Source organism: Streptomyces sp. ALI-76-A, from assembly GCF_030287445.1.
Classification (GTDB): Bacteria; Actinomycetota; Actinomycetes; order Streptomycetales; family Streptomycetaceae; genus Streptomyces.
The window spans coordinates 899,735-923,760 of record NZ_JASVWB010000004.1 but is presented as its reverse complement, the minus strand read 5'-3'; the positions used below and the strand labels follow the sequence as shown (position 1 = coordinate 923,760).

Here is a 24,026-nt window from a genome sequence, read left to right as displayed (position 1 = left end):
CCGGTCCGTCGTACGCGAAGCTTTCACTGGGCGGTACGGCGACGTCGTGCGAACAGCACCGCGCCGCCGCCCATGAGCACGGCGATCACGGCGATGCCCGCGATCGTGCCGACCCGCGCACCGGTGGAGGCGAGCCCTCCGGACACCGGGGTGCCACTGCCTCCGCTGCCGCCGGTCGACGAACCTCCGCCGGCTCCGGAGGAGCCGGAGCCCGGGTCCGTTGCCGGATCCGAAGCGGACGCGGAACCGGACGCGGACACCGAAGGGGACGCGGTCACGGTCGCAGACACGGAGGCCGACCCCGAGGGGGTGGCCGTCGGCGTCGCCGTCGGCTCGTCCCCCACGCCCGGCGTCACGGTCGACGGATCCGTGTCGTCCCCGACCACCCAGGCGATGGTCTCCGTGTCGCTGACCTTCGTGCCGTCGGCGAGCGTCGCGCTGACCGTGAAGGTGGTGCGGTAGACGCCCTCGGCACCGAACACCCAGTCGAAGTGACTGTGTGTGCCCGCACCGAGGGTATGGGCGTCGGGCAGACCGTCACCGCTGTTGAGCGAGACGACCGGGACACCCATCGCGTCGTTGTGGAACATCGCGATGTTCCCGGGGCCCTGCACGGAGTCCAGGCGGAAGGAGACGCGACCGTCGAGGTCGGCCTTGGCGTACTCCGTGGTGTTCCAGCCCGGCCACACGATGCCGGCGTTCTGCTGAAGCGGCAGCCACCACACCGCGTCGCCCGGGGTGCCGAGGAACGCGTACCCATCCGGGATCTTCCGCCTGGCGGCCGGCCGTACGTGCATGACGACCTCGCCCGGCTCGTACCACTTGTGGTTGAGCTCAGTGCCTTCCTTGATCTGGAACTCCAGGTCGCCGTCTGCCGGGCGGGCCGCCATGTCGACGTGGCCCTCGGCGATGACGTGCGCGGCCGGGGCGGTGGGCGACGGGCTCGCGGTCGCCGAGCCGGTCGGCGAACCCGTCGGGGAAGCCGTCGGGGTGGAGCCGTCGCCGGGCAGAACACCGGCCGGGTCGATGTCGTCGCCGACAACCACCGCGAGGGTCTCGGTGTCGCTGGAACCGCCGCTCGTCACGGTGAAGGTGAGCCGGTGGACGCCCTCCGCCTCGAACAGCCAGGTCGGAGTGGATCGCTCGCCACTGCCGTCGAGAGTGAAGGCGCGCGGAGCGGGATCGGCGCTGCCGAGGAACATGACCGGCGGCTCGTCCGCCATCTCCATGTCGAAGGTGTACGTGGCCATCCCGAACACCGCGGGACCCGTGTATCCGGACAGCGTCACCTCGGTGTCTCCGCCCGCCTCGGAGCCGTTCCAACCGGGCTCGGGGGCGAAGATCGCCGCCGCCTGCTGGCCGTTGAGCTGCCATGTGTCCTGACTGATCAGGCCGAACGCCTCAGCGAGCGGGGAGGATGTGTGCTGCAGGGCCGACGGCCCCACATGCAGAACCACCTCCGACGGCTCGCGCACAACGCGCGTGCCGTCACCGAGTTCCTCGATCTGCAACTCCAGCTTCCCGTCGACCGTACGGGGCGTGAAGTCGAGCTCGCCCTCGTCGAGGACGACGGAACCGCCGACGGCGCGGGTCGCCCCGCTGCCGTCGGCGGAGGCCAGCCCTGCCGCGCCCAGGAGCACTGCGGTCGCCGCGGTGAGGGCCGCGGCCGTGTAGGCGCGTCTGCCGCGCGTCAGGGCTCCCATCACGAGCTGACGACGACGGTGAAGGTCTCGGTGGCCGACTCGGTCACACCGCCGACCGTGCCCTGGACCCGGAAGGTGAGCCGGTAGGTACCCGCCTCCTCGAAGGCCCAGTTGGCGTGGTTATGGGTGGCGACGGCGAAGCTTCTGGACTTGAAGCTCGTGGTGGCGGTGTTGCTGTCGAACCAGCGGCTGCCGCTGCCCGCGTAGATGCTGAAGTCCTCGGTGGCGGCACCATTGCGGGTGGCGCTGACCAGCCGGTAGGTGACGTTGTTATTGGCGAGGATCCCCGTGGTGAGGTGCTCGGTGGAGATGCCCGGGAACAGCACACCGGCCGCGTCGGCCTCGGCCTCGGTGTCCGGCAGCAGCCAGACCTGGCTGCCCGACCCGAGGAACCCGTAGCCCGGGTTGGCGACCTTGGCCGCCGCGGGCACCGACAGGGTCACGTCGGCCGGCTCGTACTCGGTCCCGGTCTCCTCGTCGTGGACGTGCAGGTGCAGGTCGGCACCGTCCCACTCGGCGTCGAGGACGTCGACGTGACCGCTGGACAGCGTGGTGGCCGCGAGTGCGGGCGAGGCCGTGAGGCCGCCGAGCGCGACTGCCGCGGCGAGGGAACCGGAGAGGGTGAGAGTGCGGGCAAGAGTACGCAAGGTGATCCTCCTGGGATCATGAATGAGGATGAGTGTGGAATGAGACGTCTTGTGCCGTTCAGCCGGCGACGACGAAGGTGCGGGTCTCCGTCTCGGACCGCCGCGTGTCGCCGTCGGTGGCACGCAGGGCGAATCCAGGACGTGGACGCCCGGCTCGTCCAAGGCCCAGCCGGCGTGGGCATGAGCGCCGACCGGGAGGGTCCCGCACTTCTGGCTGGTGGCGGCGGTGTCGCTGTCGAACCAGCGGGTTCCGCTCGCCGTGAGGACGCCGAAGTCGTCGGTCAAGGCGGACGCGCTGAGCCCAGTGATGGCCGGTGCGGCACCGGCGAGACAAGCGACGGCGAAGCAGCGTTTTCAGGTACGCAGAAGAGACCCCCCAGGTCATGCCCATGTCCACTCGGACACAAGCAAGATGATAATCATTTCCATGAGGAGTGGCAATGAGATTGCTGTGACGCCTGACTGACTCCCGGAGCCGACGCGGCGGCATCTCGCGGACCCACGCGTGCCGCGACAGGCACGTGCGTGATGATCAGCCGGCCTCGGGAGCCGTTCTCCTGGCTCCCCACCGCTGGGTCCGGCGGATGCCCGCGCCACAGCAGAGCAGGTAGATCGCGAACGAGATGGTGGTCACGTAGGGGCTGACGGGGATGCTGCTGCCCAGGGCCAGCAGGATCCCGCCCTCGATCGAGGCGACCGCGAAGACCACGCTCAGCACGGGCAGCAGTACCGGGGAGGCGGTGATCCGGGCTGCGGCGGCCGCGGGCGTGACGACGAGGGTGAGGACCAACAACGCCCCCACGATTTGCACCGAGAGCGCGACCGCCAGGCCTAAGACGATCATGAAGGCAAAAGAGAGCACGCGGACGGGCACGCCACGTGCCTCGGCCACTTCCGGGTCGGCGCTGGCGAAGGCGAGGGGCCGCCACATGACCGCCAAGGCCACCAGGACCAGCGCGGAGGTGCCCAGCAGCCAGGACATCTGCGGCGTGTCGACGGCGACGATCTGGCCGGTGAGAATGCCGAACTTGTTCGCGGCCCGTCCCTCGTACAGGGCGAGGAAGAGCACACCCAGCCCGAGGCCGAACGGCATGATGGTCCCGATCACCGAGTTGCGGTCCCGGGCGCGGGAGCCCAGCAGGCCGATCGTTCCCGCGGCGATCAGTGATCCGACGATCGAGCCGCCCACGATGTTCACTCCCAGCAGCAGGGCCGCCGAGGCGCCGGCGAACGACAGTTCGCTGATGCCGTGCACCGCGAACGGCAGGTCGCGCATGACGACGAAGACGCCCACCAGGCCGCCGACGAGGCCGAGCGCGGCGCCTGCGATGAGGGAGTTGCGGACCAGGGCGAGCAGTTCGCCGTAGTCGTCGAAGTTGAAGATCTGCTGCCAGATCCCGTCGGCGAGGGTCATGGCCGTGCTCCGTGACGCGTTCCGGGGTGGTGCGCAGGCTCGGCCACCTCGTCCGGATCGCCCACGACCGTGATCCGGTTACGGACACGGACGACGTCGACCTGCGTGCCGTACAACCGCGACAGCGACGCGGAGGTGAGCACCTCGTCCGGCGTGCCGACCCGGTGGCCGCCGCGAGCGAGGTAGAGCACGCGGTCCACCATGCCGAGCACGGGGTTGATCTCGTGGGTCACGAAGACCACCGCGGTGCCGTGTGAGCGGCGCCGGGCGTCCACCAGTTCGGTGACGGCGCGCTGGTGGCGCAGGTCGAGGGAGAGCAATGGCTCGTCGCAGAGCAGGATGCGCGGGTCGGTGGCCAGTGCCTGTCCGATGCGTACGCGCTGGCGCTCGCCACCGGAGAGGCGGCCCAGGGGGACGTCCGCGTACGCCGCCGCCCCGACCGATTCGAGGACCTGGTCGACCCGGCGGCGGATGGCGCTCGTGCGCAGCCTGGGTCCAAAGCCGTGCCCGTCGATGCCGAAGCGGACGAGGTCCCGGGCGCGCAGCATCGTGTGGGCCGACAGTGTCGCCTGCTGCGGTATGTAGCCGATGTGCCGGCTGCCCTTGCGGGGCGGGCGCCCGAGAACCGTCAAGGTGCCCGCCGACAGGCGCCGTTGACCCAGCAGGGCACGCACCAAGCTGGTCTTGCCCGATCCGTTGGGGCCCAGCACGGCCAGGAACTCGCCCGGCCGTACGCCGAGGTCCAGATCCCGCCACAACACGCGCTCGCCGTAGGACAGGGCCGCGCCGCGCATGGTGATCACCGCGGCGTCCGCACCACGGTCCGGATACTCGGTCCTGCCCTCGCGGGCCTGGGGCAAGGAGGCCACAACGGGTCGCCTCACTTGTCCAGCGCGCTCGCGAGCGCGTCGACGTTGGCAGTCATCCAGCCGAGGTAGTCCTCACCCTCGGGCAGCGTCTCGGTCACGGGGACGACGGGAATCCCGGCTCCCTCGGCCGCCCGCTCGGCCTTCTCGGTCTGTGGACCGGAGGTCTGCTCGTTGTGGACCAGCGCCTCGACCTTCTTGCCGGTGAACAGCGCCAGTGTGTCCCGCAGGGTGCGCGGGGAGACGTCGTCGCCCTCCTCGATGGCCTCGCTGAACTCCTCCGGTGTCGCGTTCGTCAGCCCGCTCGCCTCGATCAGGTACAGCGGGACAGGCTCGGTGATGGCCACCTCCGCGCCGCCGTGATCCGCCTTGATCTGCGCTTCCTTCGCCTCCAGCGGCTTGAGCCCCGCCTTGAAGTCCTCCGCGTTCTGGATGAAGGTGGCGGCGGCGTCGGGGGCGGCCTTTCCCAGGGCGACGGCGATCCGGTCGGCCACCTTCCCCACCGTGGGGAAGTCGTACCAGACGTGCTCGTTGAGTTCCCCGCCTGCCGGAGCGGCCTTCCCGGACACCTCGACCGCGTTGATCACTTCGGCGGACGAGTTGTCGGTGCTGTGCAGCATGCGGTCGATGAAGTCGTCGTAGCCTCCGCCGTTCTCGACAACGACCTTCGCCCTGGACAGCGCCAACTGGTTCCGTGTGTCGGCCTCGTGGGAGTGCGGATCCTGGTCGGGGTTGCCGATAATGGAGGTGACCTTCTCCCGCCCACCGCCTATCCGCTCAACGATGTCCCCGTAGACGTTCGTTGAGGTCACCACCGCGATGGATGACGCCGAGGCCGGGCTCAGCGAGGAGTCGGCGTCGCTCCCGGAGTCGGACGAGCCGCCGCACCCGGCCAGGAGGGCCAGGAGGACGCCGGTCATCAGCGGGGCCAGGTGCCGGGACGCAGACGCACGCATGGATTCCTCCGCAGCAAGGTGGGGTGTCCGCCGAACTCAAGCCGCTCCGACGTCAGCACCACGCTCAATGGAAACGGATGTCGAGACCATCTCCAGCCACTCCATTGACCATCATCACCAGGAAATAACCTTTTGTCGCCTCGACCCGACCTGCCCCGCTGGCCGCTGATGCGCGCTATCCACCGAACGACGAGAATGGACTTACCGTACGCAAAACGGATGAATCGCCTCCGCGGAAGGAGGCCCTGATGCATCCCGCCGCTTTCGCGGGTGTGGTCGCGGGCCGCATCACGCACTACGCCCTGTCCGGAACCGCCGGAGTACTCGTGCTGCGGGGAGCCGCCAAAGCCGCGCCCAAGGCGAAGCCCCTGGCCCGCCGGCTTCTGGTCACCGGTATCGCCGGCGGCATCACCACCGGGCGACGGCTCGGGGAAGCCGCCGAGGAGGCCCGCCTGAAGGCAGGAGATCTCCTGGCGGAGGCCAGGGAGCAGCTGGGCGAGGAGGCGCCGCCGCCCTCGGCGGTCGGTGTCGAGGGGCACGACCACGACCACGAGCACTGAGGGGCGATCACCATGTCCGGCACGCCCGCACCCGACGACGGCCCGGCGACCGGCTCCGGCTCCGGCTCCGGCTCCGGCTCCGGCTCCGGGGTGATGGTGCGATCCGTCGCCGGGGGCCGGGTGCGTCTGACGGTGTCCTGGCTGCGGGCCCGGCCCGGCTGCGCCGGCCTCGTCGACGAGCGGTTCACCGATCTGCCGGGCTTCCGGGCGCTGCGCGTCTTTCCGCGCACGGGAGCCGTGATCGTCTGGGTCAAACCCGGCCTGGTCGACCTCGACCGGCTCGTCGCGGCTCTCACCGAGGCGCCTCCGCCGGGAGTTCCCGCCCGGGCCAGCCGGTCCGTGCCCGATTCCTCCACGGGGGAAGTCGCGCGACTGGTGGTCGGCGGCGCGGTACTCGCCCTGGTGGGGCTGCGGCGACTGCTCGGCCGACCCCCGTGGACTCCCGGGGGCTCCGCGGGTTTCCTCGGTGCGGTCACCGTCTTCACCGGGCTGCCGTTCTTCAGAGGCGCCGCACGCACCCTCGGCGGCCAACGCCACGCGGGCACCGATCTGCTGGTGACGACGGCGACCGTGATCTCACTCGTGCTGCGCGAGAACGTGGTGGCGCTGATGGTCCTGTGGCTGCTCAACATCGGTGAGTTCCTGCAGGCCGTCACCCTGCGACGGACCCGGCGCGCCATCGAGGAACTGCTGTCCATCGGCGAGGAGCGGGTCTGGCTGGTCCGCGACGGCGTGGAGGTGGAGGTCGACCTCACGGAGGTCAGGACCGGGGACGTGGTCGCGATCTACGAGCACCACCGCATCCCCGTCGACGGCACCACCGAATCCGGCGAGGCGCTGGTGGACCAGGCGGCGATCACCGGCGAGGCGCTCCCGGTGTACGTGCAGCCCGGCAGCGAGGTGTACGCGGGCACCCTCGTCTCCACCGGTTCCCTGACCGTACGGGCCACCTCGGTCGGACAGGAGACGGTCGTCGGGCGCATCATCACCCGGGTCGAGGAGGCGCAGGCCGACCGGGCCCCGATCCAGACCGTCGCCGCCGCCTTCACCCGCCGCTTCGTGCCCGTCTCCTTCGCCCTTGCCGGGTTCACGTACGTGCTGACCCGTGACGCCCGACGGGCGATGACCATGCTGCTGATCGCGTGCCCCTGCGCCGCGGGCCTCGCCACCCCGACCGCGATCAGTGCGGCCATCGGCAACGGCGCCCGTAGGGGCACCCTCATCAAGGGCGGCACCCACCTGGAAGGCGTCGGCCGCGTCACCGCCGTGGTCTTCGACAAGACCGGCACCCTCACACTCGGCCGTCCCCTGGTCACCAGCGTGGTGACGCTCGACGAGGAGGTTTCCGCCGACGAGGTGCTGAGCCTGGCGGCCTCCGGCGAGCTGCACGCACGCCATCCGCTCGCCGAAGCCATCGTCCGGCGAACCGAGGAACAGCACCTGCACATCCCGATCCACCAAGCCTGCGAGGTCGTCCTCGGCATGGGGGTGCGCGCCGAACTCGACGGCACCCGCCTGCTGGTGGGCAGCCCCGCCCTGCTGCGGCGCCACGGCGTGGAACTCTCCCCGGTCGCCCAGGACTGGACGAGTCGGCTGCGCGCCGGCGGCGAGACCGTCATCTGCCTCGCCCACGACGAGAAGCTGATCGGCATGCTCGGCCTGTCCGACGCCGTACGCGGCGGAGCCGACACCGTCGTCCGCCAGCTGACCGACCTAGGGGTGACCCGCATCGTGCTGCTGACCGGCGACGCGCCGGAGACCGCCCAGGCCGTCGCCGACACCCTCGGCATCACCGAGGTGCACGCCCACGCGCTGCCCGAGGCCAAACTCCAGCTGATCCGCGACCTCCAGACAGAAGGGCACAGCGTGGCCATGGTCGGCGACGGCACCAACGACGCCCCCGCACTTGCCCTGGCCGACGTCGGCATCGTCATGGGCGCGCACTCCTCCCACGTCGCCCTGGAGACCGCCGACATCGCCCTGGCCGGGAACGACCTGCGCCAGGTCGCCGCCGTCGTGGAACTCAGCCGCCACACCCTGCGCGTCGTACGCCAGAACTACACACTCGCCATCGGCGTCAACCTCGCCGGCCTCATCGCGAGCGCCGGCGGCTCCATCAACCCCGTCCTGGCCGCCCTGCTCCACAACACCAGCAGCATCGCCGTGGTCGCTAACTCCGCCCGGCTCGTGGGTCACACCCCGCACCTGCCGAGCGGCACCCCCGCACGACTGCGCGCCGCACCGCTGGAAGAACGACGAGTACGCTGACCCGCGCCGCGGCCGGCCTCCCCTCGACGACCTGCCAGAAGGCCGAGACAAGAGCGGTCACGTGCCGGTTCGCGGGCTGGGCGGGCTGCTTCGGGGTGCGGGCGTCGAGACCGGCTGTCCCTCACCCCTCAGTCGCCCCATGGACTGTCGTCGACATGACTGCAATCATGACTTCCATTTCCAGTCCACTCCGCGGCTCCGGTGGTGAAGACCTGGTGTGGACGACACGACAGCGGTCAGCCGGCGCGGCCGCCCTGGCCCACTTCCCCTACTTCATCGCCGCGCAACAGCTGTACGCGCCTATGACCGAGAACGGCACGCCGATCGGGCTGACCACGGTGTACCGGGCACCGCGCGGCCTGGAAGCCGCGGGCGCGCTCGACGTCGCCCAGCGGCCCACTCCCCCGCACCGCACCGCGGTGCCGGACACCCGCGTCGCGCGGTGCGGATGAACGACCTGGAAGGATACGGACCCCTGATCCCCATGACGGTGCCCGACTGTCCCGAATTCCTGCACATCACCCGGCCGCACGAGGTCACACCGGACCTGAGGAGACAACTGGCCGACTGCTGGGCGGCCGTCATCAACGCGGGCGGGGCGGTGATCGCGCCCGGGATTCCGCTGCCTCCCGTCAGCGTGCGGGACGTCGGCCCGGCGGCGGAACGCCTCACCGACGGCCTCGATCCGGAGCGCAGCCGACTGCTCGTCGCGACCGTCGACGGGACACTCGCCGGCTGGCTGGTCATCCGCCGGGACCCTCATCCCCTGATCGCACACTGCGGGGTGGTCAACCACGTCCAGACCCACCCGCACTTCCGCCGACGAGGAATCGGCACCGCCCTCATGGCCCGCGTCCGAGAGATCGCCGCAGAGGACATGAAACTGGAGCAGCTGCAACTCAGTGCGCGAGAAGGACTCGGGCTCGAGCACTTCTACCGGAGCCTGGGCTGGACCGAGGTGGGCCGATGGCCAGGCGCGCTGCGCGTGGCCCCCGGCGACGACCGTGACGACATCCTGATGTGCCTCAGCCTCTGAACCGTCCGGTTCGACGCCCCCTGCCCGAGCAGCGACCTGCCCCTGACTCTGGGTAACTGCCGACGTCCGTGCGCCTCTTGGAGCCACCGAGTCTTCTCCCGACCCTCGTCGCTCGCAGAGCGAAAGTAAGGCCCACGCACCACAGGGCGTAAACAGACCGAGGAATGGAAAGGTGGTAAACGGCAAAACCGCGGGAAGTGTCGGACGTGCCCCGGATCAGGGCGCGGCGGCCTCAGTGGGAGGGGTATCGCGTGTGGGCGGAGAGCCCTTGTATCTGGAACCCCGGCTCGGGCCGCGGCTCCGTTCGCTGCTGGAGTCGGCCGAGTTGCTGCACATGCTCACCGACGCGCTCGGCTCGCCGCTCAACCTCGTGGTGCCGGATCAGATAGCCGAGAACCTGGAACGGTTCCGGTCCGTGTACCGCGAGCACCACCTCTCGGGCCAGATCTTCTACGCCCACAAGGCCAACCGCTCCAGCGCCCTGCTGCGCCGGCTCGCCGCCACGGACGCCGGGGTGGACGTCGCGTCCCTCGGTGAGCTGCAACACGCACTCGGCGCCGGCTTCACACCCGACCGGATCACGGCCACCGGCCCCAAGAACCCCGAATTCCTGTGGCTCGCCGCTCGCACGGGCGTCACCGTGAGCGTCGACAGCGCGTCCGAACTCGACCAGCTCGCCGCGCTGGTGCGCGCACACAAGCTCTCCCCCGTACGTGTCCTGCTGCGCCTGTCGGGATTCGAGACCTCCGGCGTCAAAGTGCTGAGCCGGCCGAGCCGCTTCGGCACGCCCGTAGGGGAGTTGAACCTCCTGCTGAAGGCGGTCGAACGGCATGCCGGCGCGGTCGACCTGGCCGGCGTCGCCTATCACCTGGACACGACCAGCGTCGCGGAGAAGGCGACGGCCCTGGAAGGCTGTCTGGAAGCCCTGGAGGTGTGCCGAAGCCGGGGCCTGCGCCCCCGGGCCGTGGACATCGGCGGCGGATTCGGCGTCAACTACCTTGCCCACGGGGAGCAGTGGGAGCGGTACACCACCGAACTCACCGCCGCGGTGCTGGGCAGACGCCCATCCCTGGCCCGGGGCGGGCACGGCTACGGACTGCGCGCCGAGTCCGGTACGGTGCGCGGCAGCCTCGGGCTCTACCCGGCCCACCGGCCGGTCGCCGGGGCGCGGTACCTCGACGAGCTGCTGTCGCAGCCCGCCGCCTCCCTGGGCGGCCGCCCCCTGGCAGCACTGCTACTGGAGCACCTCCACGACCTGTACACGGAGCCCGGCCGAGCTCTGCTCGACCAGTGCGGCATCACGGTGGCCAAGGTGCTGGAGGTGCGCTCCCCGGACACCGGTGCCGAGCTGCTCGTACGGCTGGCGCTGAAGGCGGACGACGTCGCCCTGGAGGAGCACGGCGTGCTCATGGACCCCGTCGTGATCCCCGGGAACGGCACCGGGCCGCGTACGAAGACCGGCGGGGAGCCCGTCGGCGTCCACCTGTTCGGCAGCCTGTGCCTGGAGACGGACATGATCACCCGGCGTACGGTCTTCCTGCCACGCCGTCCCGCGCCGGGCGACCTGATGGCCTTCGCGAACACCGCCGGCTACGCCATGGACTTCCACGCCACCCGCGCCCAGCTCCAGCCCGTCGCCCACAAGGCCGCCGTCTGGCAGGACGGCGACACCTGGCGCTGGTGCCTGGACGACCAGTACTGGCCGATCACGCCCCCGGGAGAACCCCATTGAGGTACGACAGCATCACCGAGGCCATAGGCAACACCCCGCTGGTGCGCATCGACCCGGACGTGCACGGACTGCGGAACATCGACCTGTACGCCAAGCTCGAACTGCTCAACCCCTTCGGCTCGGTCAAGGACCGGGCCGCCTGGAACATGGCGCGTCCGCACCTGACTGAGGCGGTCGAACACGGCAGCCAGGTCGTCGAGTTGTCCAGCGGCAACACGGCGAAGGCGCTGGCGGTCATCGCGGGCATGCACGGGCTCGGCTTCAAGAGCGTCACCAACCGGATGCGGGTTCCGGAGATCAAGGACCTCCTGCTGCTGCTCGGCGCCCAGATCGAGGAACTGCCGGGCCAGAGCGAGTGTCTGGACCCGACCGCGACCGACGACCCACTGACCCTCTTCCACCGGAACCTGTCCGCCTCCGGCAGCGCCTACCTGCACACCGACCAGTACTTCAACCCGCGCAACACGGAGGCCCATCTCACCGGCACCGGACCGGAGATCGTCAAGGACCTGGACGGCCGGGCTCCGGACTGGTTCGTCGCCTGCGTGGGCACCGCGGGCTCCTCCACCGGTGTGGCCCGCTTCCTGCGGGAGACCGATCCGGACGTGCGGGTCCTCGGCCTGGTCGCGGCCAAGTCCGACTTCATCCCCGGCATCCGCACCATCGACGAGGTCCAGGAAGTCGGCCTGTTCGACCCCGACACGTACGACACGATGGAGTCGGTGAGCGCCGACGACGCGATCGAGGGGATGCTCGCCCTGAACCGCCGGTGCGGCATCCTGGCCGGACCGACCGGTGGGGCCGCCTACTTCGGCGCCGTGCGTCATCTGCGGCAGCTGGACGCGGAGTCGGCCGAGCGCCAGGTCGCGGTGTTCATCGTCTGCGACCGCGTGGAGAGCTACCTCAGCTATGTGCGGAAGCGGCGGCCCGACCTGCTGGGCCGGCCGCCCCGGAAGAACTCGCCGGCCGACCTGTCCGACGCGGAGATACGCACGGCCCCGGCCATCGGTGTCGGCGACGCCCAGGCGTGGATCGCCACCGACCGTCCGCTCCTCGTCGACCTGCGCAGCCCCTACGCGTACGCCGCGCTGCACATCGACGGCTCGGTCAACATCGTCGACGAGCTGTTCGCGGAACTCGTCCAGGGCGGCCTGCCGTTCAGCAGGCGGCAGCCGGTGCTGCTGGCGTGTCCGGTGGGCGAGCAGTCCGCCCGGTACGCGGCGCTGCTGACCCGGATGGGGCACCCTGACGTCCGCAGCCTGGCCGGCGGCATCATCGCGTGGCGCGACGCCGGCGCGCCCCTGGTACGGGACTGACCGCGATGACCTCCCCCACGACCCGCGATCACGGCCCCACCGACCTGGAGGACCTGCGCTCCTGGCAGCGCGGGGTACGCGCGCAGTTCCCGATCTTCGCCGGACGGCCGGAGCCTGCCTCCCCGGAGCCGGTCTACCTGGACAGCGCGGCAACGGCACAGAAGCCGCTGGCCGTCCTGGACGCGGTGCGGACGTACCTCACCACCACCAACGCCAACGCCGGGCGCGGCACGTACACCTGGGCCAACCGGACCACCGACCTGGTCGAGCACACCCGCGACCGGATCAAGGAGTTCCTGGACGACCCGCGCCCGGAGCGTTCCGCCGTCCACTTCACCAGCGGCACGACCGAGGGCCTGCGCACCATCGCGTGCGACTGGCTGGCCGCCTTCCTGTCCGACGGCGACGAGATCGTCGTACCGGTCGCCGACCACCAGGCCAACATCCTCCCCTGGCTGGAAGTCCAGCGGTCGCTCGCCCGCCAGGGTCTGCACATTCACGTCCGGCCCATGCCCTACCAGCGGGGGTCCGGGGACTACGACCACATGGCGCTCGCCGAACTGGCCGGTCCCCGGACCCGGTTCGTCGCCGCCACTCATGTCCACCACGTCTACGGCGGCGACATGAACGTGCACCGCCTCCGCCGGGCGGTCGGCCCGGACGCGGTCATCTGCCTCGACGCCGCGCAGAGCGTCGGCCACCAGACGGTGTCCGTGACCGACCTGGACGTCGACTTCGTCGTCTTCTCCGGGCACAAGGCCCTGGCCCTGCCCGGCACCGGCGCGGTCTGGGCCCGCCAGGCGCGCGGGCCTGCCTTCGCTCCCGGCGGCTGGAGCGGCACCCCGAACACCGCCGGCATCGCCTCCCTGGCGGCCGCCCTGGACTGGCTGGATGCCACCGGCGTCGACCGCATCGAACGCTGGACGGTCGCCCTGGCGACCCGGCTCACCGAAGGGCTGCGTCACCTGGACGCCTACGAGGTTCTCGGCTGTCCCCTGAGTCTGGCCGCCGACTCCACCGTCCAGCGCCGCCAGGGCATCGTCACCTTCCGCCACCGGTCCATCGACTCGGGCGACCTCGGGTTCATCCTCTTCAGCCACGGTTTCATGGTCCGGTCCGACAGCCACTGCCAGGGCGGCGCGGGCGAGAAGACCGACTCTGTACGTGTGAGCCTGCACGTGTACAACACTCCGGAGGAGATCGACCGGTTGCTGTCCGTTCTAGCCGAACTCCAGTGATGCGTGTCCACAGCGCCGCGTCAAGGACCGTCCGCTTCTCTGTCGTGCCGGTGGCCCTCCACAAGCACCACGATTTGGAAACCGTTTCCAATAAGGAGTAGGTTCTGCGCCTACCCGGTTTTGGAGAGACGGAAGAGGCGACGCGAGGCATGGGCGTAAGCATGGGGACGGCCAGGCTGTGGGTGGAGCGCTGGGAGCTACAGCAGCAGCACTACGCCACCGCCCGCGAGGAACGGTTCGAGGTGATCGGCGACGTCGTCGAACACGTCGTCGCCCATCAGGACCGGCCGTTGGTCCTCGACCTCGGCTGCGGCCCGGGATCGCTGGCCTCCCGGCTCACCGGGAGGATTCCGGACGCGGAGATCGTCGCCGTGGACATGGACCCGGTGCTCCTGGAGCTCGGCCGCGCTCATCACGCGGATGCCGCCCGCTATGTGGACGCCGTGATCGGGAACAGCGGGTGGACCGGCACTCTCGGCCTGGACCGCCCGCTGGACGCGGTCGTCTCGACAACGGCCCTCCACTACCTCTCGGAACAGACCCTGCTGCGGACCTACCGGCAGTTGGAGCGCCTGCTGCGGCCGGGGGGCGCCCTCGTCAACGGTGACCACTTCGCCCCCGCCGACCGGCGTTGCGCGGAGCTCACCGCCCACGTGGGACGCCGACAAGCCGAGCGGTCACGCGCGCACGACCACGAGAACTGGGAGGCCTGGTGGAGCGCGGCCGCCGGGGATCCGGAACTGGCCGAGCTGTTCGACCTACGCGAGGAGCGGCAGGCGGCGCTCGCCCACTACCGGAACGACAACGACCTGACGCTCGCCCGCCACGTCGAACTCCTGGGGCGGGCGGGCTTCCGCCGCATCACCCCGGTCTGGCAGTTCGGCGACAGCCACGTCCTCGTCGCACTCAGGGACTGACCCACTGCCCAACAGGACGTCCCCGGCGCTGTGCCGCAGCGCCGGAAATCGGTGTACCCCTCCCCGGCGCATCCGACAGCGCGAGGTCTGGCCCGGCTCGGCCCCTGTCGAGACACTCGTGAAGCATCACCCTTCGTGTCCACGCACAGACGCGTGGTACGCGACCGCCGAGGCGCGGGCCGCACGCGTGACCGCCGACCCCGGGTTCGCGCCAGCAGGACGTGAGGGCCGGCACCCGGTGGAGCGCATCGTCGGGACAGGCCGCCCCACGTCGGCCCCGGCGCCCTCCTCCGCGATGCGGCCGTTCTTCAGCACGGCATACGGTCACCGACAGGGGTGTCCGGGGACTTCGCCCGCCTCGGCGACTTCGCGAGCAGAGCCGGCGAAGGCAGGCGGACGCTCTGTCACCGGCTCCTTGCTGGGCACCGGCGTGCGAGCGGTCCTCCAGGCAGGAGCCCGGGACCGCGAGTCGCCGATCGGCATCCTGGCTGGTCGGGCAGGGCTCGCCGGAGCAGGTGCTCACCCAGGCGGCCCTGTCCCGGATCTGGCGGCCGGCGTGAAGCGGCCGGACCGGACCGGTGACGTCCGGCGCGCTCACTGCTCCGGCAGCGACTCGTGCCCTGTGCTGCGTTCTCGACAGCGGGCGGCGATGGGTGACGGCTTGGCGGCGCCTTGTGCGGGCCGCCACCTGGTGCGTGGGTGCGTCGCGGTCGGCTGGTGGGTGGGTCAGGAGAGTGTGCAGCAGTCGCCACCAGTCCGGGTCCCTGGGCGAAGTCCCGTGTCAGGAAGGGGTGGTGGTGAGGATGTGGTTGAGGGCACTGCCGGGACGGCTCGTGAGTTCCTCCCAGCTTCCCTCCTCCGCGATACGGCCCTGCTCCAGGACCGCGATGCGGTCGGCACGGCGGATGGTGGCCGGGCGGTGTGCGATGACGATCGTGGTACGGCCCTCCTCGCGGAGCGCGGCGGCGAGTTGGGCGTCGCCGGTGTTGTCCAGGTGAGCCGTGGACTCGTCGAGGATGAGGACTCTCGGGCGGACCAGTAGTGCGCGCGCGAGGGCCACACGGGCCCGCTGGCCTCCCGAGAGCGTCGCACCGCGCTCACCCACGAGAGTGTCCAGCGGCGCAATCCGGTCGACGCCGCACAGCCGCGCCGTCGTCACAAGCAGGCCGTCGTCCGCCTCGGGTGCGGCGAGCCGCAGGTTCTCGGCCAGCGTGCCGTGGAAGAGGGGCGTCTCCTGTCCCACGAGTACGACCGCACGCCGCAGTTGCGGGTCGCTCACCTCCCGAACGTCCACGGGTTCGCCCTGGGCGGGCACCAGCTGGACCACTCCCGCCGAGGGGTCCCAGAACCGGGCCAGCAGGTGAGCACAGGTCGACTTGCCGGCGCCGGAGGCACCGACCAGCGCGAGGGTCTGTCCCGGACGAACGGTCAGATCGACGCCGTCCAGCACGGGATCGCCGCCGTAGTCGAAGCGCACCCGGTGCAGCCGGACACCCAGAGGTCCGGAGGGCAAGTCGCGGGGCACGGCGGGCGGCGGGGCGAGTGCGGGAGCCGTGACGGCCGCGCCGACGCGGGCGGCGGCGGCGCGCAGTGCCACGGCCTGGCTCAGCGCGCGGGCCGACTCCGCGACCGGGCCGAGGACGGACAGGGCCAGAGCCATCGCCGCCGGTGCCCACGCGCCGTGCGGCCGCCCCGACGTCACGGACTGCGCCGCCGCGGCGACCACGCCGAGGACCGCGGTCACGATGAGGAGGTCGCGGACCGCGGCGGCCACTGCCTCCCAAGTGGCCTCGGCGCGCTGGGCGGCACCGACCTGCCGTCCCCGATCGGCGAGCGTGCGGCGACGATCCGCGAGAGCGCCGAAGGCGAGCAGTTCGCGCAACCCGTCGACAGCCTCCACCGTGTCGGCCGACAGCCCCGTCATGGCCGCCCGGGTGCGGCCGCCGCGCGCCGCACGGGCGCGTGCGTCGGCGAACGGAGCCGCGGCAAGCAGGGCCGCGACCGGCAGCACGGCCGTCAGCAGCCACGGCTCGATGGTGGCGAGGACCACCGAACCACCGGTGAGGACGGTGCCCGACGCCAGGAGCTGGGCGGTGGTGTGGGCGTAGAAGAACTCCAGCGCCTCCACGTCGGCCATGGCGGTGGCGGCGAGGTCGCCGCTGCGCCGGCCGGCGACCCGGGCGGGGGCGCTGCGGGCGAGCCCGTCGAAGACGCGTACGCGCAGTACGGCGAGGACCCGGTAGGCCAGGTCGTGCGAGAGGTCCATCTCGCGCCAGGTCATCAGGGCGCGTACGAGGACGAGGGCGGCGAGCGCGGTGACGGTGCCGGACGAGGGCGCGCGCCCGTCGATGACGGCGCTGCCCACGGTGTGCGCGGCCAGGGTCAGCAGCACGACGAGAGAGCCCTGTTCGAGGAGCGCGGCGGCGCAGGTGCGGGCCGTCATGCCGCGGTGGGCGGCGAGGGCGGGCAGGAGGGCGCGCAGTGCGCCTCTGGCGGGTACGGCCGCGTCGGTGGGTGCGGTGCTGGTGGCGGTACTCATGCGGCGAGTTCTCCTCGGTGGGTGCGGCCGGCTTCGACGAGCCGCGTGTAGACGCCGCCGGCCTCGGCCAGGTCGGCGTGTTCACCGACGGCGTCCACCCGCCCTTCGTCGAGGACGACGATGCGGTCGGCGTGCCGGACGGCGGCCAGCCGGTGGGCGACCACCAGCACGGTGCGCCCTCCGGCGGCGTTCAGCAGTTCGCGGACGATGTCCGCCTCACGGCGTTCGTCGACCGCGCTGGTGGCCTCGTCGAGGACGAGGACCGGGGTCTCCGCCAGCAGGGCCCGTGCGAGGGCGAGCCGCTGGCGCTGGCCGCCCGAGAGGGTGGCGCCGCGTTCGCCGAGGACGGTGGCGTACCCGTCGGGGAGGGCGGTGATCTCGTCGTGGACGCCGGCGACGCGCGCCACCCGGATCAGATCGTGGTCCGTGGCGTCCGGCCGGGCCAGGCGCAGGTTGTCGGCGATGGTGGCGTGGAACAGGTATGTCTCCTGCGAGACGACGGCGATGCCCTGCCGCAGCGAGTCGAGCGCGTACTCGGTGCTGGGGCGCCCGTCGAGCGTGACCCGGCCTTCCTGCGGGTCGTAGTGGCGCAGGAGCAGGGCCACCAGTGTGGATTTGCCCGCGCCGGAGGGGCCGACGATCGCGGTCGTCCGTCCCGCCGGCGCGGTGAAGGAGACGCCGTCCAGAGCGGGCGCCGGTGCGCCGTCGTAGGTGAAGTGGACGTTGTCGAAGCGCAGTTCGGGCGGCGCCGGCCAGTGCGCGGGTGCCGATCCGGTGTCGGGCACGGTCGGCTCGGCGGTCCGCAGGGCCGCGAGGCCGTCCGCGGCCGAGGCGCCCAGGTATCCGGCGTGCCACTCGCGGGCGAGGTCGCGGACCGGGCGGAAGCACTCGGAGGCCAGCAGCAGCACCAGGTAGGTGCCGGTCGCCGTGGTGGATCCGGTGGCGGCCGACCAGCATGCCAGGAGTGCGGCGGCGGCGGTGCCGCCCTGGATGGCGAGGTCGGTGAGACCGGTGTCGACCAGGGACACCCGCAGTTTGGCGACGGTCGCCCGGTGCAGCGCCGCGGACCGTTCCTCCAGGCGTGCGCGGGTGCGGCCGACCGCGCCCGCGGCGCGCAGGGCGGGCATGCCCTGGAGGGCCTCCAGGTAGTCGGCGCCCAGTCCTTCGTAGGTATCCCAGTGTTCCTTGCCGCGGGCTGCCAGGAGCCGGTCCCAGGCGCGCGGCCCGGCCAATGCCAGCAGCAGGGCCGGGACCAGACCGAGGAGGGCCCGGGGTTCGACCGCGGCCAGGGCGGCCAGCACCAGGGGCGGCACGGTGAGGGTGATCAGGAGCTGGGGCAGATAGCGGGAGACGTAGGCGTCGACGCCCTCCACCCCGTCGACGAGGGTGGTGCGGACGGCTCCGGCCCTCGCGGTGGTCAGGTGCGCCGACCCGAGTCGGCCCAGCCGGGCGAGGAGTTCATCCCGCAGGGCGACCCGCACCTCGGCCCCGGCGCGAGTGGCAGTGCGGCGCTGCCAGGTGCCGAGTCCGGCACGGGCGGCGACGACCGCGACCACCGCGGCGAGCAGCCACGGGAGCGCGCCGGTGTCACCGCGGGCGAGAGCCGCGAGCGCGTTGGCCAGCAGTACGGCCTGCGCCAGGTGGGTGAGGGTGACGGCGCCCTGCAGGAGGGTGGCGGTGAGCAGGGGGCGCCGTGCGGGCCGGGCGGCGCGGCGCAGCTCGGAATGGATGATCACGTGGTGTTCTCCTCGTCGGCGTGGCAGGTGCCGAGGGCCAGTGCGTGGACGACCCAGTCCCGGTCCGGCGCGGCTCCGAGAGCGGCGCCGAGGTCCGCCTGCTGCCAGGAACCGACGGGCCGGGCGGCCAATCCGTGGCGCCGGGCGGTGACGTGGGCGAGGTGGACGGCGAAGCCGGCCCGCAGATGGGCCAGGCGGATGTGCGCGGCGTCGGCGTCCCCAGGGCAGCCGTGGGCGAGCAGGACGGCACCCGCGTCCGCGACCCACGCCTGGCCGGCGGCCCAGGCCGCGAGCGCCGGACGGGCCTCCCCCGCCGCGTACCGCCGCAGGGCCGTGCCCTCGGGGGTCAGTTCGACCAGGCCGGGCCGGGGAGGGCCGACCGCGGCGCACCAGCGCAGCTCGCTGCCGCCCGCCCGTACCGCGACGGAAAGGACCGCTCGCAACGCGTCGTCGGACGGGGCACCCGGCAACGGCGGCGCGGTACTGCGGCGCGCCAGCAGCTCCGCGGGCGTGGGCGGGCCTCCGGCCGCCTCGGGGACACGGGTGCCACCGGCCCGACGCGTCGGGCTGCGTCCGTCGGGCGGCGGGATGTGCACGGCGGCCAGGGGGTTCCCGGTGAGTCCGTCCAGCCGTGTCGCGGGCTCGTCCACGCGCAGGGCGCGGGCCGCGAGGAACAAGGCCGCGGCGGCGTGCCCGGTGTCCAGCAGCAGCAGCGGCCAGGCGCGGTGGCCGTAGTGCGAGACCGTGCGCCGCGCGGTGACGGAGAGTTCGGCGGTCACTCCTGGCGGTGTGCCGTCGGCCGGCCGGCCGATCGGGTGGACGCGGTGGCGCAGCGGGTCGTAGCCGTAGCGGCCGGGCGGCAGGGAGCAGCCGGCGCCCACGACCAGTTCGGCGTCCACCGGGTGCAGGGCACCGGCGGAGGACGCGGGCCGCAGGCGCCCCGAGTCGTCCGAGGCCGCCAGGGAGAGCAGCAGCAGGGTCCGCAGGTCGAGGTCCGCAGGGCCTGCTTCCGGGATCGGGAGCGGCGGCCCCGGCCAGGTCCGGACGGCTGTTCCAGCGGGCGTGTCGGCGCCGGGGCGCTCCGAGGAGCGGGCGCGGGCGAGGGCGGCGACGAGGTCCACCGGGCGGTCCTCGCGGAGGTCTTCCACGGCGGCCCTCACATGTGCGGCGGAGGAGCCAGGGTGAAGTCCCCCGGCGCGCTCGGCGGGGTGGTGCGCCATCCTCGGGCCACGGCGGCCTCGGCGAGGCGCGGGCAGCCGAAGTAGCCGAAGGCGGCGGGGGCGTTGGGCAGGAGTCCGGAGACGAGGACCCGGGCGACGCGCAGGGCCGTCTCGGCCACGTCCTCGGTGGTGACGTCGAAGGTCATGACACGGTGGCCGCCCGCGTGCAGCGCGTTCTCCAGCCTTTCCCGGCTTCCGGGCCGGACCGCGTCGACGGACACGGTTCCGAGCGCGGGCGCGGTGAACCGCCTGGCCTCGGCCGCCATCCGCTCGTCCAGCCACACCTGTACGTGCGCGCCCAGGTCCCGTACGTGCTCGAAATGCTCGCCGCACGCGTCGAGATAGCGGCCGTCGGCGCGGTGGTCCAGGTACAGCCCGCGGGCGAGGAGTCCGGCTTCGACGGCCTGGAAGACCCAGCCGTCGGGGCCGGTCAGGCCCTGGGTGAAGACCCAGGTGTGGACGGCTTCCAGGACGGCCTTGCGGGCGGCTTCGGCCGGGTCGTACTTGCAGGCGAACCCGGCGGCGTACAGGCCGAGGCGCGGGTCGTGGACGAGCGCGGCCATGCAGGGGGCGAATTCCGAGTGCATCTCGACGATGTGGACGTCGAGCGCGGAGCCGGCCAGGTCGTCGGCGAGGCCGGGCACGCTCGCCGGGTCGATGCCGCGGGCCGGGCCGTCCAGATGCCACCACAGTTCCAGGGCGTCGCGTTCGACGATCTCCAGCAGGCCGCGCTCGACGGCGTCGTCGAGGCCCTGCCCGGTCGCGATCCCCGCGTAGTTGAGGTGGTGGGTGCGGGGCAGTTCGCGCAGTGCGCCCTGGCGCCAGTTGAGGTGGGTCAGCGCGACAGGTGCCCAGACCTCCGTCGTCCGCCCGCCGGGCAGCCGCTCGGTGCCGCGCGTCCACAGGGCCGGGGTGTCGGGAGTGAGGGGGCGGTAGGGGAACTTCTCCCGGGCGTACTGCCAGTCGGCGTACGCGGGCAGGTCCTCCGGGCCGTACAGCCGCAGGCCCTTGTCCGCCAGTTCGGCGGCGGTGGCGCGCACGGGGGCGTCCGGATGGCCGGGCGGCGGCACGCGGTTGCCGCAGTACCGCTCTATCCCCTCGGCTATCGCGGCGACGCGGGCTTGCTCCGGGTCGCCGAAGGTCGTGCCGAGGGAGACCCGGTCGGCGGGCCACAGTCCGAGTCTGCGGGCGTCGGACATCTCGGCGGTGAGCGCCGTGTAGCGGGGCGGGGCACCCGCGGGGTGCTCGACGGGCTTGACCGTGCGGACGATGCCGCACACGGGGTCGACGAGAGCTTCCAGCGGCAGCGCCGTCATCGCAGTATCTCCTCGGCGGGGTCGATGGGGGTGGGACGGGACGGGAGCACGGGCAGCCTCAGCACCACGCTGTCCGGGTCGACCTCACGCCGGGAGGCGAGCAGCCGGCCGGCTGTCACCGGGTCGTCACCGGTGTGGGGGTTTCGGGCGTGGGCCGGGAAGTGGTGTCCGGCGATCTCCAGGCGCAGCCGGGTGCCGGCCCGCAGCCGACGGGCGAGTCTGCCCAGGTCGACGCTGAGCGCGGCCCCGCGGCCGGCCGGTCCGGCATGCCGGGTGACGCCGACGGCGAGCCGTTCGGCGGTCCCTTCCGGCGTGAGCGCGACCAGCCGGGCTGCCCAGTCGGCGGACGGGGCATGGGCGGTGGCGCGCAGCCGCACGCCGACGGGGCCGACCACGTCGAGCGGACGCGGCAGCGGTGGGGTGAGCAGCAGGCAGCGGTCGGGCGGGCCGTCGGTGGGGACGGTCAGGTCGTCGGAGCGGACGGGCCGGTCGGGGTCGGCGGTGAAGGCGGAGCCGTGCAGCAGCCGCAACCGTCGGGTGCCGGGTTCGCCGTCCTCGCCGGCGGGCAGCCACAGGTCGGCGCCGCCCAGCGCCTGGGCGCCGTGGCGGCCGGGGGCGAGGTCGCCGGCCAGGGCGCGCCGGGCCCAGCGCACGTACAGCTCGCCGAGGTTCACCCGGTGGGCCGGGCCGGCGTCGGGTCCGGGAGCGGATCCGAGACCGTGCCCCCAGGGCCCCAGCAGCAGGCGCGCCGAGGGTCCGCCCCAGGTGCGCCACAGGCCGACGGTCTCCTCGGTGAAGTGGTCATGGTGGCCGCCCACCGTGAGCAGGGGCACGGCGGCGTGTGCCGCCCGCGCGACGAGGCGGCCGCGGTCGCGGTGCCGCCACAGGCCCGCCCAGGAGGGCAGGTCGCGGCCCAGCCGTTCGGGGAGGCCGGTGAGCGGCAGGTGGGTGAGGAGCGCGGGATCCGCCGCGAGGGCTTTGTCCAGCGCACTCTCGTCCGAGTCCGGTCGGTCACCGTGGGCGGCCCACCAGCCGGCGCGGGACAGCAGCCGCTCCACTCCGGACGCCTCGCGTGCCGTCTCCGCGGGACCGAGGGCGGGCACGGCCGCGACGACGGCGTCGGGCCGTGTGTCCTCGGGAGCGTCGAGGGCGAGGACGAGAGCGCAGTGGGCCGCGTAGGAGGCGCCGAGGGCCACCAGCCGGCCGTCGCTCCACGGCTGCCGCCGGATCCAGCGGACGGTCGTCGCTCCGTCGGCGGCCTCGTTCGCGTACGGGTGCCACTCCCCCGGTGACGCGAACCGGCCCCGTACGTCCTGGACGACGGCGGCGAACCCGCGGCTGGCCCAGCCGCGCGCCTCGGCCCGCTGCCGGGTCCGGTCGTAGGGAGTGCGTACCAGGACGGCCGGGAAGGGGCCGTCGCCGGCCGGGAGACGGACGTCGGTGGCGAGTTCCCCCACCGCCGTGCTGAACGCCGTCATCCGTCCTTCCCCGGCGTCGGCGCCACGTCGGGCACCGGGAGGACGGGGTGTTCGGTGACGGTCAGGGTGCGAAGGTCCACGCGTCGCAGTCGGCGCCGGGCGGGCAGGCCCGCCGTGTCGGGGGCGCCGGTGGCCCACCGGTGGAGATCGTCCGCGAGCAGTGCGGTGAGCAGCGTGGCGGCGGGAGGGGTGAGCCGGACCGGCGTGCCGCGGGTACGGGGCCCGTTCCAGTACGCGGCCAGTTCGCGGTGAGCGGGTGTGGCGGCGAGCCGGCGGGAGCGGATGTGCGCCGAGGTGACGTCTCCTGGAGCGGCGGCCACCGGCTCGACGTACGCCTGCCAGCCCTCACGGTGGCAGCGCAGCCACGCGACGCCGTGGTCGGGCAGCCGGTCGGCCGCGTCCCACAGCGCGTCCGGCACGGGTCCGTCCAGGCACCACACGACGGCGGCGGGGTTCGCGGCGAGCAGATCCTCGATCCCCGTCGGTGATCTGTCGGAGGCGGTCCGGTCCGCGGTCGTGCGCGGTCGGGCGCCCAGGGCGGCCAGTTGCACGGCGAGCGGTTCGGTCAGTACCGGGTCGCCGAGGAGCCGGATGTCCCGGCGGGCGGCGGGCCACTGCGGGTCCGGTGGCGCTTCCGACAGATAGCCGGCCTCCTCGAACGCCCGCAGCACGCGCGCGAGTTCCTCCTCCACCGGGGCCGTGGTCCCGCCCGTGAGCAGGGAGAGCAGGGCGTCCTGGTCCGCGTGCCCGGTCCTGACGCTGAAGAACTCCCCTTCCGGGGTACGGACGGCGAACCCCCGCCCGGGCACGGTGACGATCTCGGCACCGGGGACTAGTCGGCTGCGGGACACGGCGTTCCTCCTGACGACACGGCTTGGGGACGGAAGTGGGCCCGCCCGGAAGGCATCGGGCGGGCCCACGGTCGAGGGTGGCTAGGCCCTCGCTTACTCCTCGGTGTCCTCGAAGGGGTTCTCGACGAGCGCGTTGGAGTGGGAGGCCGAGGCGTGCGCCAGCTGACCCGGGTCGGCAATCGGCGCGAATACCTGCTCGTTGTCCATGAACTCTCCTTCATCGAAAGGGAGAT

General features: G+C 72.5%; 20 protein-coding genes. 8 read left to right on the top strand and 12 right to left on the bottom strand.

Going from position 1 to position 24,026, the window contains the following annotated elements; genetic code table 11:
- Positions 1–23 precede the first annotated feature (23 nt).
- From QQS16_RS40170 to QQS16_RS40150, 5 genes are all read right to left on the bottom strand, one after another.
- Entirely contained in the window at positions 24–1,703 is a 1,680-nt protein-coding gene (locus tag QQS16_RS40170; protein WP_286067579.1) for a choice-of-anchor M domain-containing protein, read from the bottom strand.
- Complete coding sequence (locus QQS16_RS40165) at positions 1,703–2,350, bottom strand: choice-of-anchor M domain-containing protein (protein WP_286067578.1); 648 nt, start codon at positions 2,348–2,350, stop codon at positions 1,703–1,705. The genes QQS16_RS40170 and QQS16_RS40165 overlap by 1 nt, the downstream gene beginning before the upstream one ends.
- A gap of 532 nt (positions 2,351–2,882) precedes the next feature.
- Positions 2,883–3,764: a metal ABC transporter permease gene (locus tag QQS16_RS40160; RefSeq protein WP_286067577.1), complete on the bottom strand. Its 882-nt coding sequence runs from the start codon at positions 3,762–3,764 to the stop codon at positions 2,883–2,885.
- On the bottom strand, positions 3,761–4,558 hold the full coding sequence (locus QQS16_RS40155; RefSeq protein ID WP_286068148.1) for a metal ABC transporter ATP-binding protein: 798 nt from the start codon (positions 4,556–4,558) through the stop codon (positions 3,761–3,763). The genes QQS16_RS40160 and QQS16_RS40155 overlap by 4 nt, the downstream gene beginning before the upstream one ends.
- 86 nt (positions 4,559–4,644) lie before the next feature.
- Entirely contained in the window at positions 4,645–5,586 is a 942-nt protein-coding gene (locus QQS16_RS40150; RefSeq protein WP_286067576.1) for a metal ABC transporter solute-binding protein, Zn/Mn family, read from the bottom strand.
- A gap of 248 nt (positions 5,587–5,834) precedes the next feature.
- Here QQS16_RS40150 and QQS16_RS40145 point away from each other — a divergent pair, with 248 nt between their 5' ends.
- The 8 genes from QQS16_RS40145 (at position 5,835) to QQS16_RS40110 (ending at position 14,653) form a co-directional block, all read left to right on the top strand.
- Entirely contained in the window at positions 5,835–6,146 is a 312-nt protein-coding gene (locus QQS16_RS40145; protein ID WP_286067575.1) for a DUF1490 family protein, read from the top strand.
- Positions 6,147–6,158: 12 nt separating this feature from the next.
- Complete coding sequence (locus QQS16_RS40140) at positions 6,159–8,414, top strand: heavy metal translocating P-type ATPase (protein WP_286067574.1); 2,256 nt, start codon at positions 6,159–6,161, stop codon at positions 8,412–8,414.
- 167 nt (positions 8,415–8,581) lie between these two features.
- Positions 8,582–8,866 (top strand): transcriptional repressor, encoded by a 285-nt coding sequence (locus QQS16_RS40135; RefSeq protein WP_286067573.1) that lies wholly within the window; start codon positions 8,582–8,584, stop codon positions 8,864–8,866.
- On the top strand, positions 8,863–9,450 hold the full coding sequence (locus QQS16_RS40130; RefSeq protein WP_502963971.1) for a GNAT family N-acetyltransferase: 588 nt from the start codon (positions 8,863–8,865) through the stop codon (positions 9,448–9,450). The genes QQS16_RS40135 and QQS16_RS40130 overlap by 4 nt, the downstream gene beginning before the upstream one ends.
- A 253-nt stretch (positions 9,451–9,703) precedes the next feature.
- Positions 9,704–11,182 (top strand): alanine racemase, encoded by a 1,479-nt coding sequence (locus QQS16_RS40125; protein ID WP_286067572.1) that lies wholly within the window; start codon positions 9,704–9,706, stop codon positions 11,180–11,182.
- On the top strand, positions 11,179–12,498 hold the full coding sequence (locus QQS16_RS40120) for a pyridoxal-phosphate dependent enzyme (RefSeq protein WP_286067571.1): 1,320 nt from the start codon (positions 11,179–11,181) through the stop codon (positions 12,496–12,498). Before QQS16_RS40125 ends, QQS16_RS40120 begins: the two co-directional genes overlap by 4 nt.
- A 5-nt stretch (positions 12,499–12,503) precedes the next feature.
- Positions 12,504–13,736, top strand: a complete 1,233-nt coding sequence (locus tag QQS16_RS40115; protein ID WP_286067570.1) for an aminotransferase class V-fold PLP-dependent enzyme — start codon at positions 12,504–12,506, stop codon at positions 13,734–13,736.
- Positions 13,737–13,885: 149 nt separating this feature from the next.
- Positions 13,886–14,653: a class I SAM-dependent methyltransferase gene (locus QQS16_RS40110; RefSeq protein WP_286067569.1), complete on the top strand. Its 768-nt coding sequence runs from the start codon at positions 13,886–13,888 to the stop codon at positions 14,651–14,653.
- Between the two features lie 781 nt (positions 14,654–15,434).
- Here QQS16_RS40110 and QQS16_RS40105 read toward each other — a convergent pair.
- The 7 genes from QQS16_RS40105 to amiA all read right to left on the bottom strand — a co-directional run bounded on the left by QQS16_RS40105 (position 15,435) and on the right by amiA (position 24,000).
- A complete protein-coding gene (locus tag QQS16_RS40105) occupies positions 15,435–17,192 on the bottom strand; it encodes an ABC transporter ATP-binding protein (RefSeq protein ID WP_286067568.1) in 1,758 nt (585 codons plus the stop codon).
- A complete protein-coding gene (locus QQS16_RS40100; RefSeq protein ID WP_286067567.1) occupies positions 17,189–18,928 on the bottom strand; it encodes an ABC transporter ATP-binding protein/permease in 1,740 nt (579 codons plus the stop codon). The genes QQS16_RS40105 and QQS16_RS40100 overlap by 4 nt, the downstream gene beginning before the upstream one ends.
- Positions 18,925–20,076 carry a nitroreductase family protein gene (locus tag QQS16_RS40095; protein ID WP_286067566.1) on the bottom strand — a complete coding sequence of 384 codons (1,152 nt, stop codon included), beginning with the start codon at positions 20,074–20,076 and terminating at the stop codon, positions 18,925–18,927. The genes QQS16_RS40100 and QQS16_RS40095 overlap by 4 nt, the downstream gene beginning before the upstream one ends.
- An 8-nt stretch (positions 20,077–20,084) precedes the next feature.
- On the bottom strand, positions 20,085–21,464 hold the full coding sequence (locus tag QQS16_RS40090) for a YcaO-like family protein (RefSeq protein ID WP_286067565.1): 1,380 nt from the start codon (positions 21,462–21,464) through the stop codon (positions 20,085–20,087).
- The gene (locus QQS16_RS40085; protein WP_286067564.1) at positions 21,461–22,942 is read right to left on the bottom strand and encodes a CocE/NonD family hydrolase; all 1,482 of its coding nucleotides are present in this window, start codon (positions 22,940–22,942) and stop codon (positions 21,461–21,463) included. Before QQS16_RS40085 ends, QQS16_RS40090 begins: the two co-directional genes overlap by 4 nt.
- Positions 22,939–23,793 (bottom strand): hypothetical protein, encoded by an 855-nt coding sequence (locus QQS16_RS40080; protein WP_286067563.1) that lies wholly within the window; start codon positions 23,791–23,793, stop codon positions 22,939–22,941. Before QQS16_RS40080 ends, QQS16_RS40085 begins: the two co-directional genes overlap by 4 nt.
- A 93-nt stretch (positions 23,794–23,886) precedes the next feature.
- Complete coding sequence (gene amiA / locus QQS16_RS40075; RefSeq protein WP_286067562.1) at positions 23,887–24,000, bottom strand: streptamidine family RiPP; 114 nt, start codon at positions 23,998–24,000, stop codon at positions 23,887–23,889.
- Positions 24,001–24,026 lie beyond the last annotated feature (26 nt).

Bases quoted from the DNA above. Each gene is read 5' to 3' on its own strand.
- QQS16_RS40085 (WP_286067564.1), bottom strand. From the start codon at position 22,942: ATGACGGCGTTCAGCACGGCGGTGGGGGAACTCGCCACCGACGTCCGT.
- QQS16_RS40105 (WP_286067568.1), bottom strand. From the start codon at position 17,192: ATGAGTACCGCCACCAGCACCGCACCCACCGACGCGGCCGTACCCGCC.
- QQS16_RS40170 (WP_286067579.1), bottom strand. From the start codon at position 1,703: ATGGGAGCCCTGACGCGCGGCAGACGCGCCTACACGGCCGCGGCCCTC.
- QQS16_RS40115 (WP_286067570.1), top strand. From the start codon at position 12,504: ATGACCTCCCCCACGACCCGCGATCACGGCCCCACCGACCTGGAGGAC.
- QQS16_RS40150 (WP_286067576.1), bottom strand. From the start codon at position 5,586: ATGCGTGCGTCTGCGTCCCGGCACCTGGCCCCGCTGATGACCGGCGTC.
- QQS16_RS40160 (WP_286067577.1), bottom strand. From the start codon at position 3,764: ATGACCCTCGCCGACGGGATCTGGCAGCAGATCTTCAACTTCGACGAC.
- QQS16_RS40155 (WP_286068148.1), bottom strand. From the start codon at position 4,558: ATGCGCGGCGCGGCCCTGTCCTACGGCGAGCGCGTGTTGTGGCGGGAT.
- QQS16_RS40140 (WP_286067574.1), top strand. From the start codon at position 6,159: ATGTCCGGCACGCCCGCACCCGACGACGGCCCGGCGACCGGCTCCGGC.
- QQS16_RS40130 (WP_502963971.1), top strand. From the start codon at position 8,863: ATGAACGACCTGGAAGGATACGGACCCCTGATCCCCATGACGGTGCCC.
- QQS16_RS40145 (WP_286067575.1), top strand. From the start codon at position 5,835: ATGCATCCCGCCGCTTTCGCGGGTGTGGTCGCGGGCCGCATCACGCAC.
- amiA (WP_286067562.1), bottom strand. From the start codon at position 24,000: ATGGACAACGAGCAGGTATTCGCGCCGATTGCCGACCCGGGTCAGCTG.
- QQS16_RS40135 (WP_286067573.1), top strand. From the start codon at position 8,582: ATGACTTCCATTTCCAGTCCACTCCGCGGCTCCGGTGGTGAAGACCTG.
- QQS16_RS40090 (WP_286067565.1), bottom strand. From the start codon at position 21,464: ATGACGGCGCTGCCGCTGGAAGCTCTCGTCGACCCCGTGTGCGGCATC.
- QQS16_RS40110 (WP_286067569.1), top strand. From the start codon at position 13,886: ATGGGCGTAAGCATGGGGACGGCCAGGCTGTGGGTGGAGCGCTGGGAG.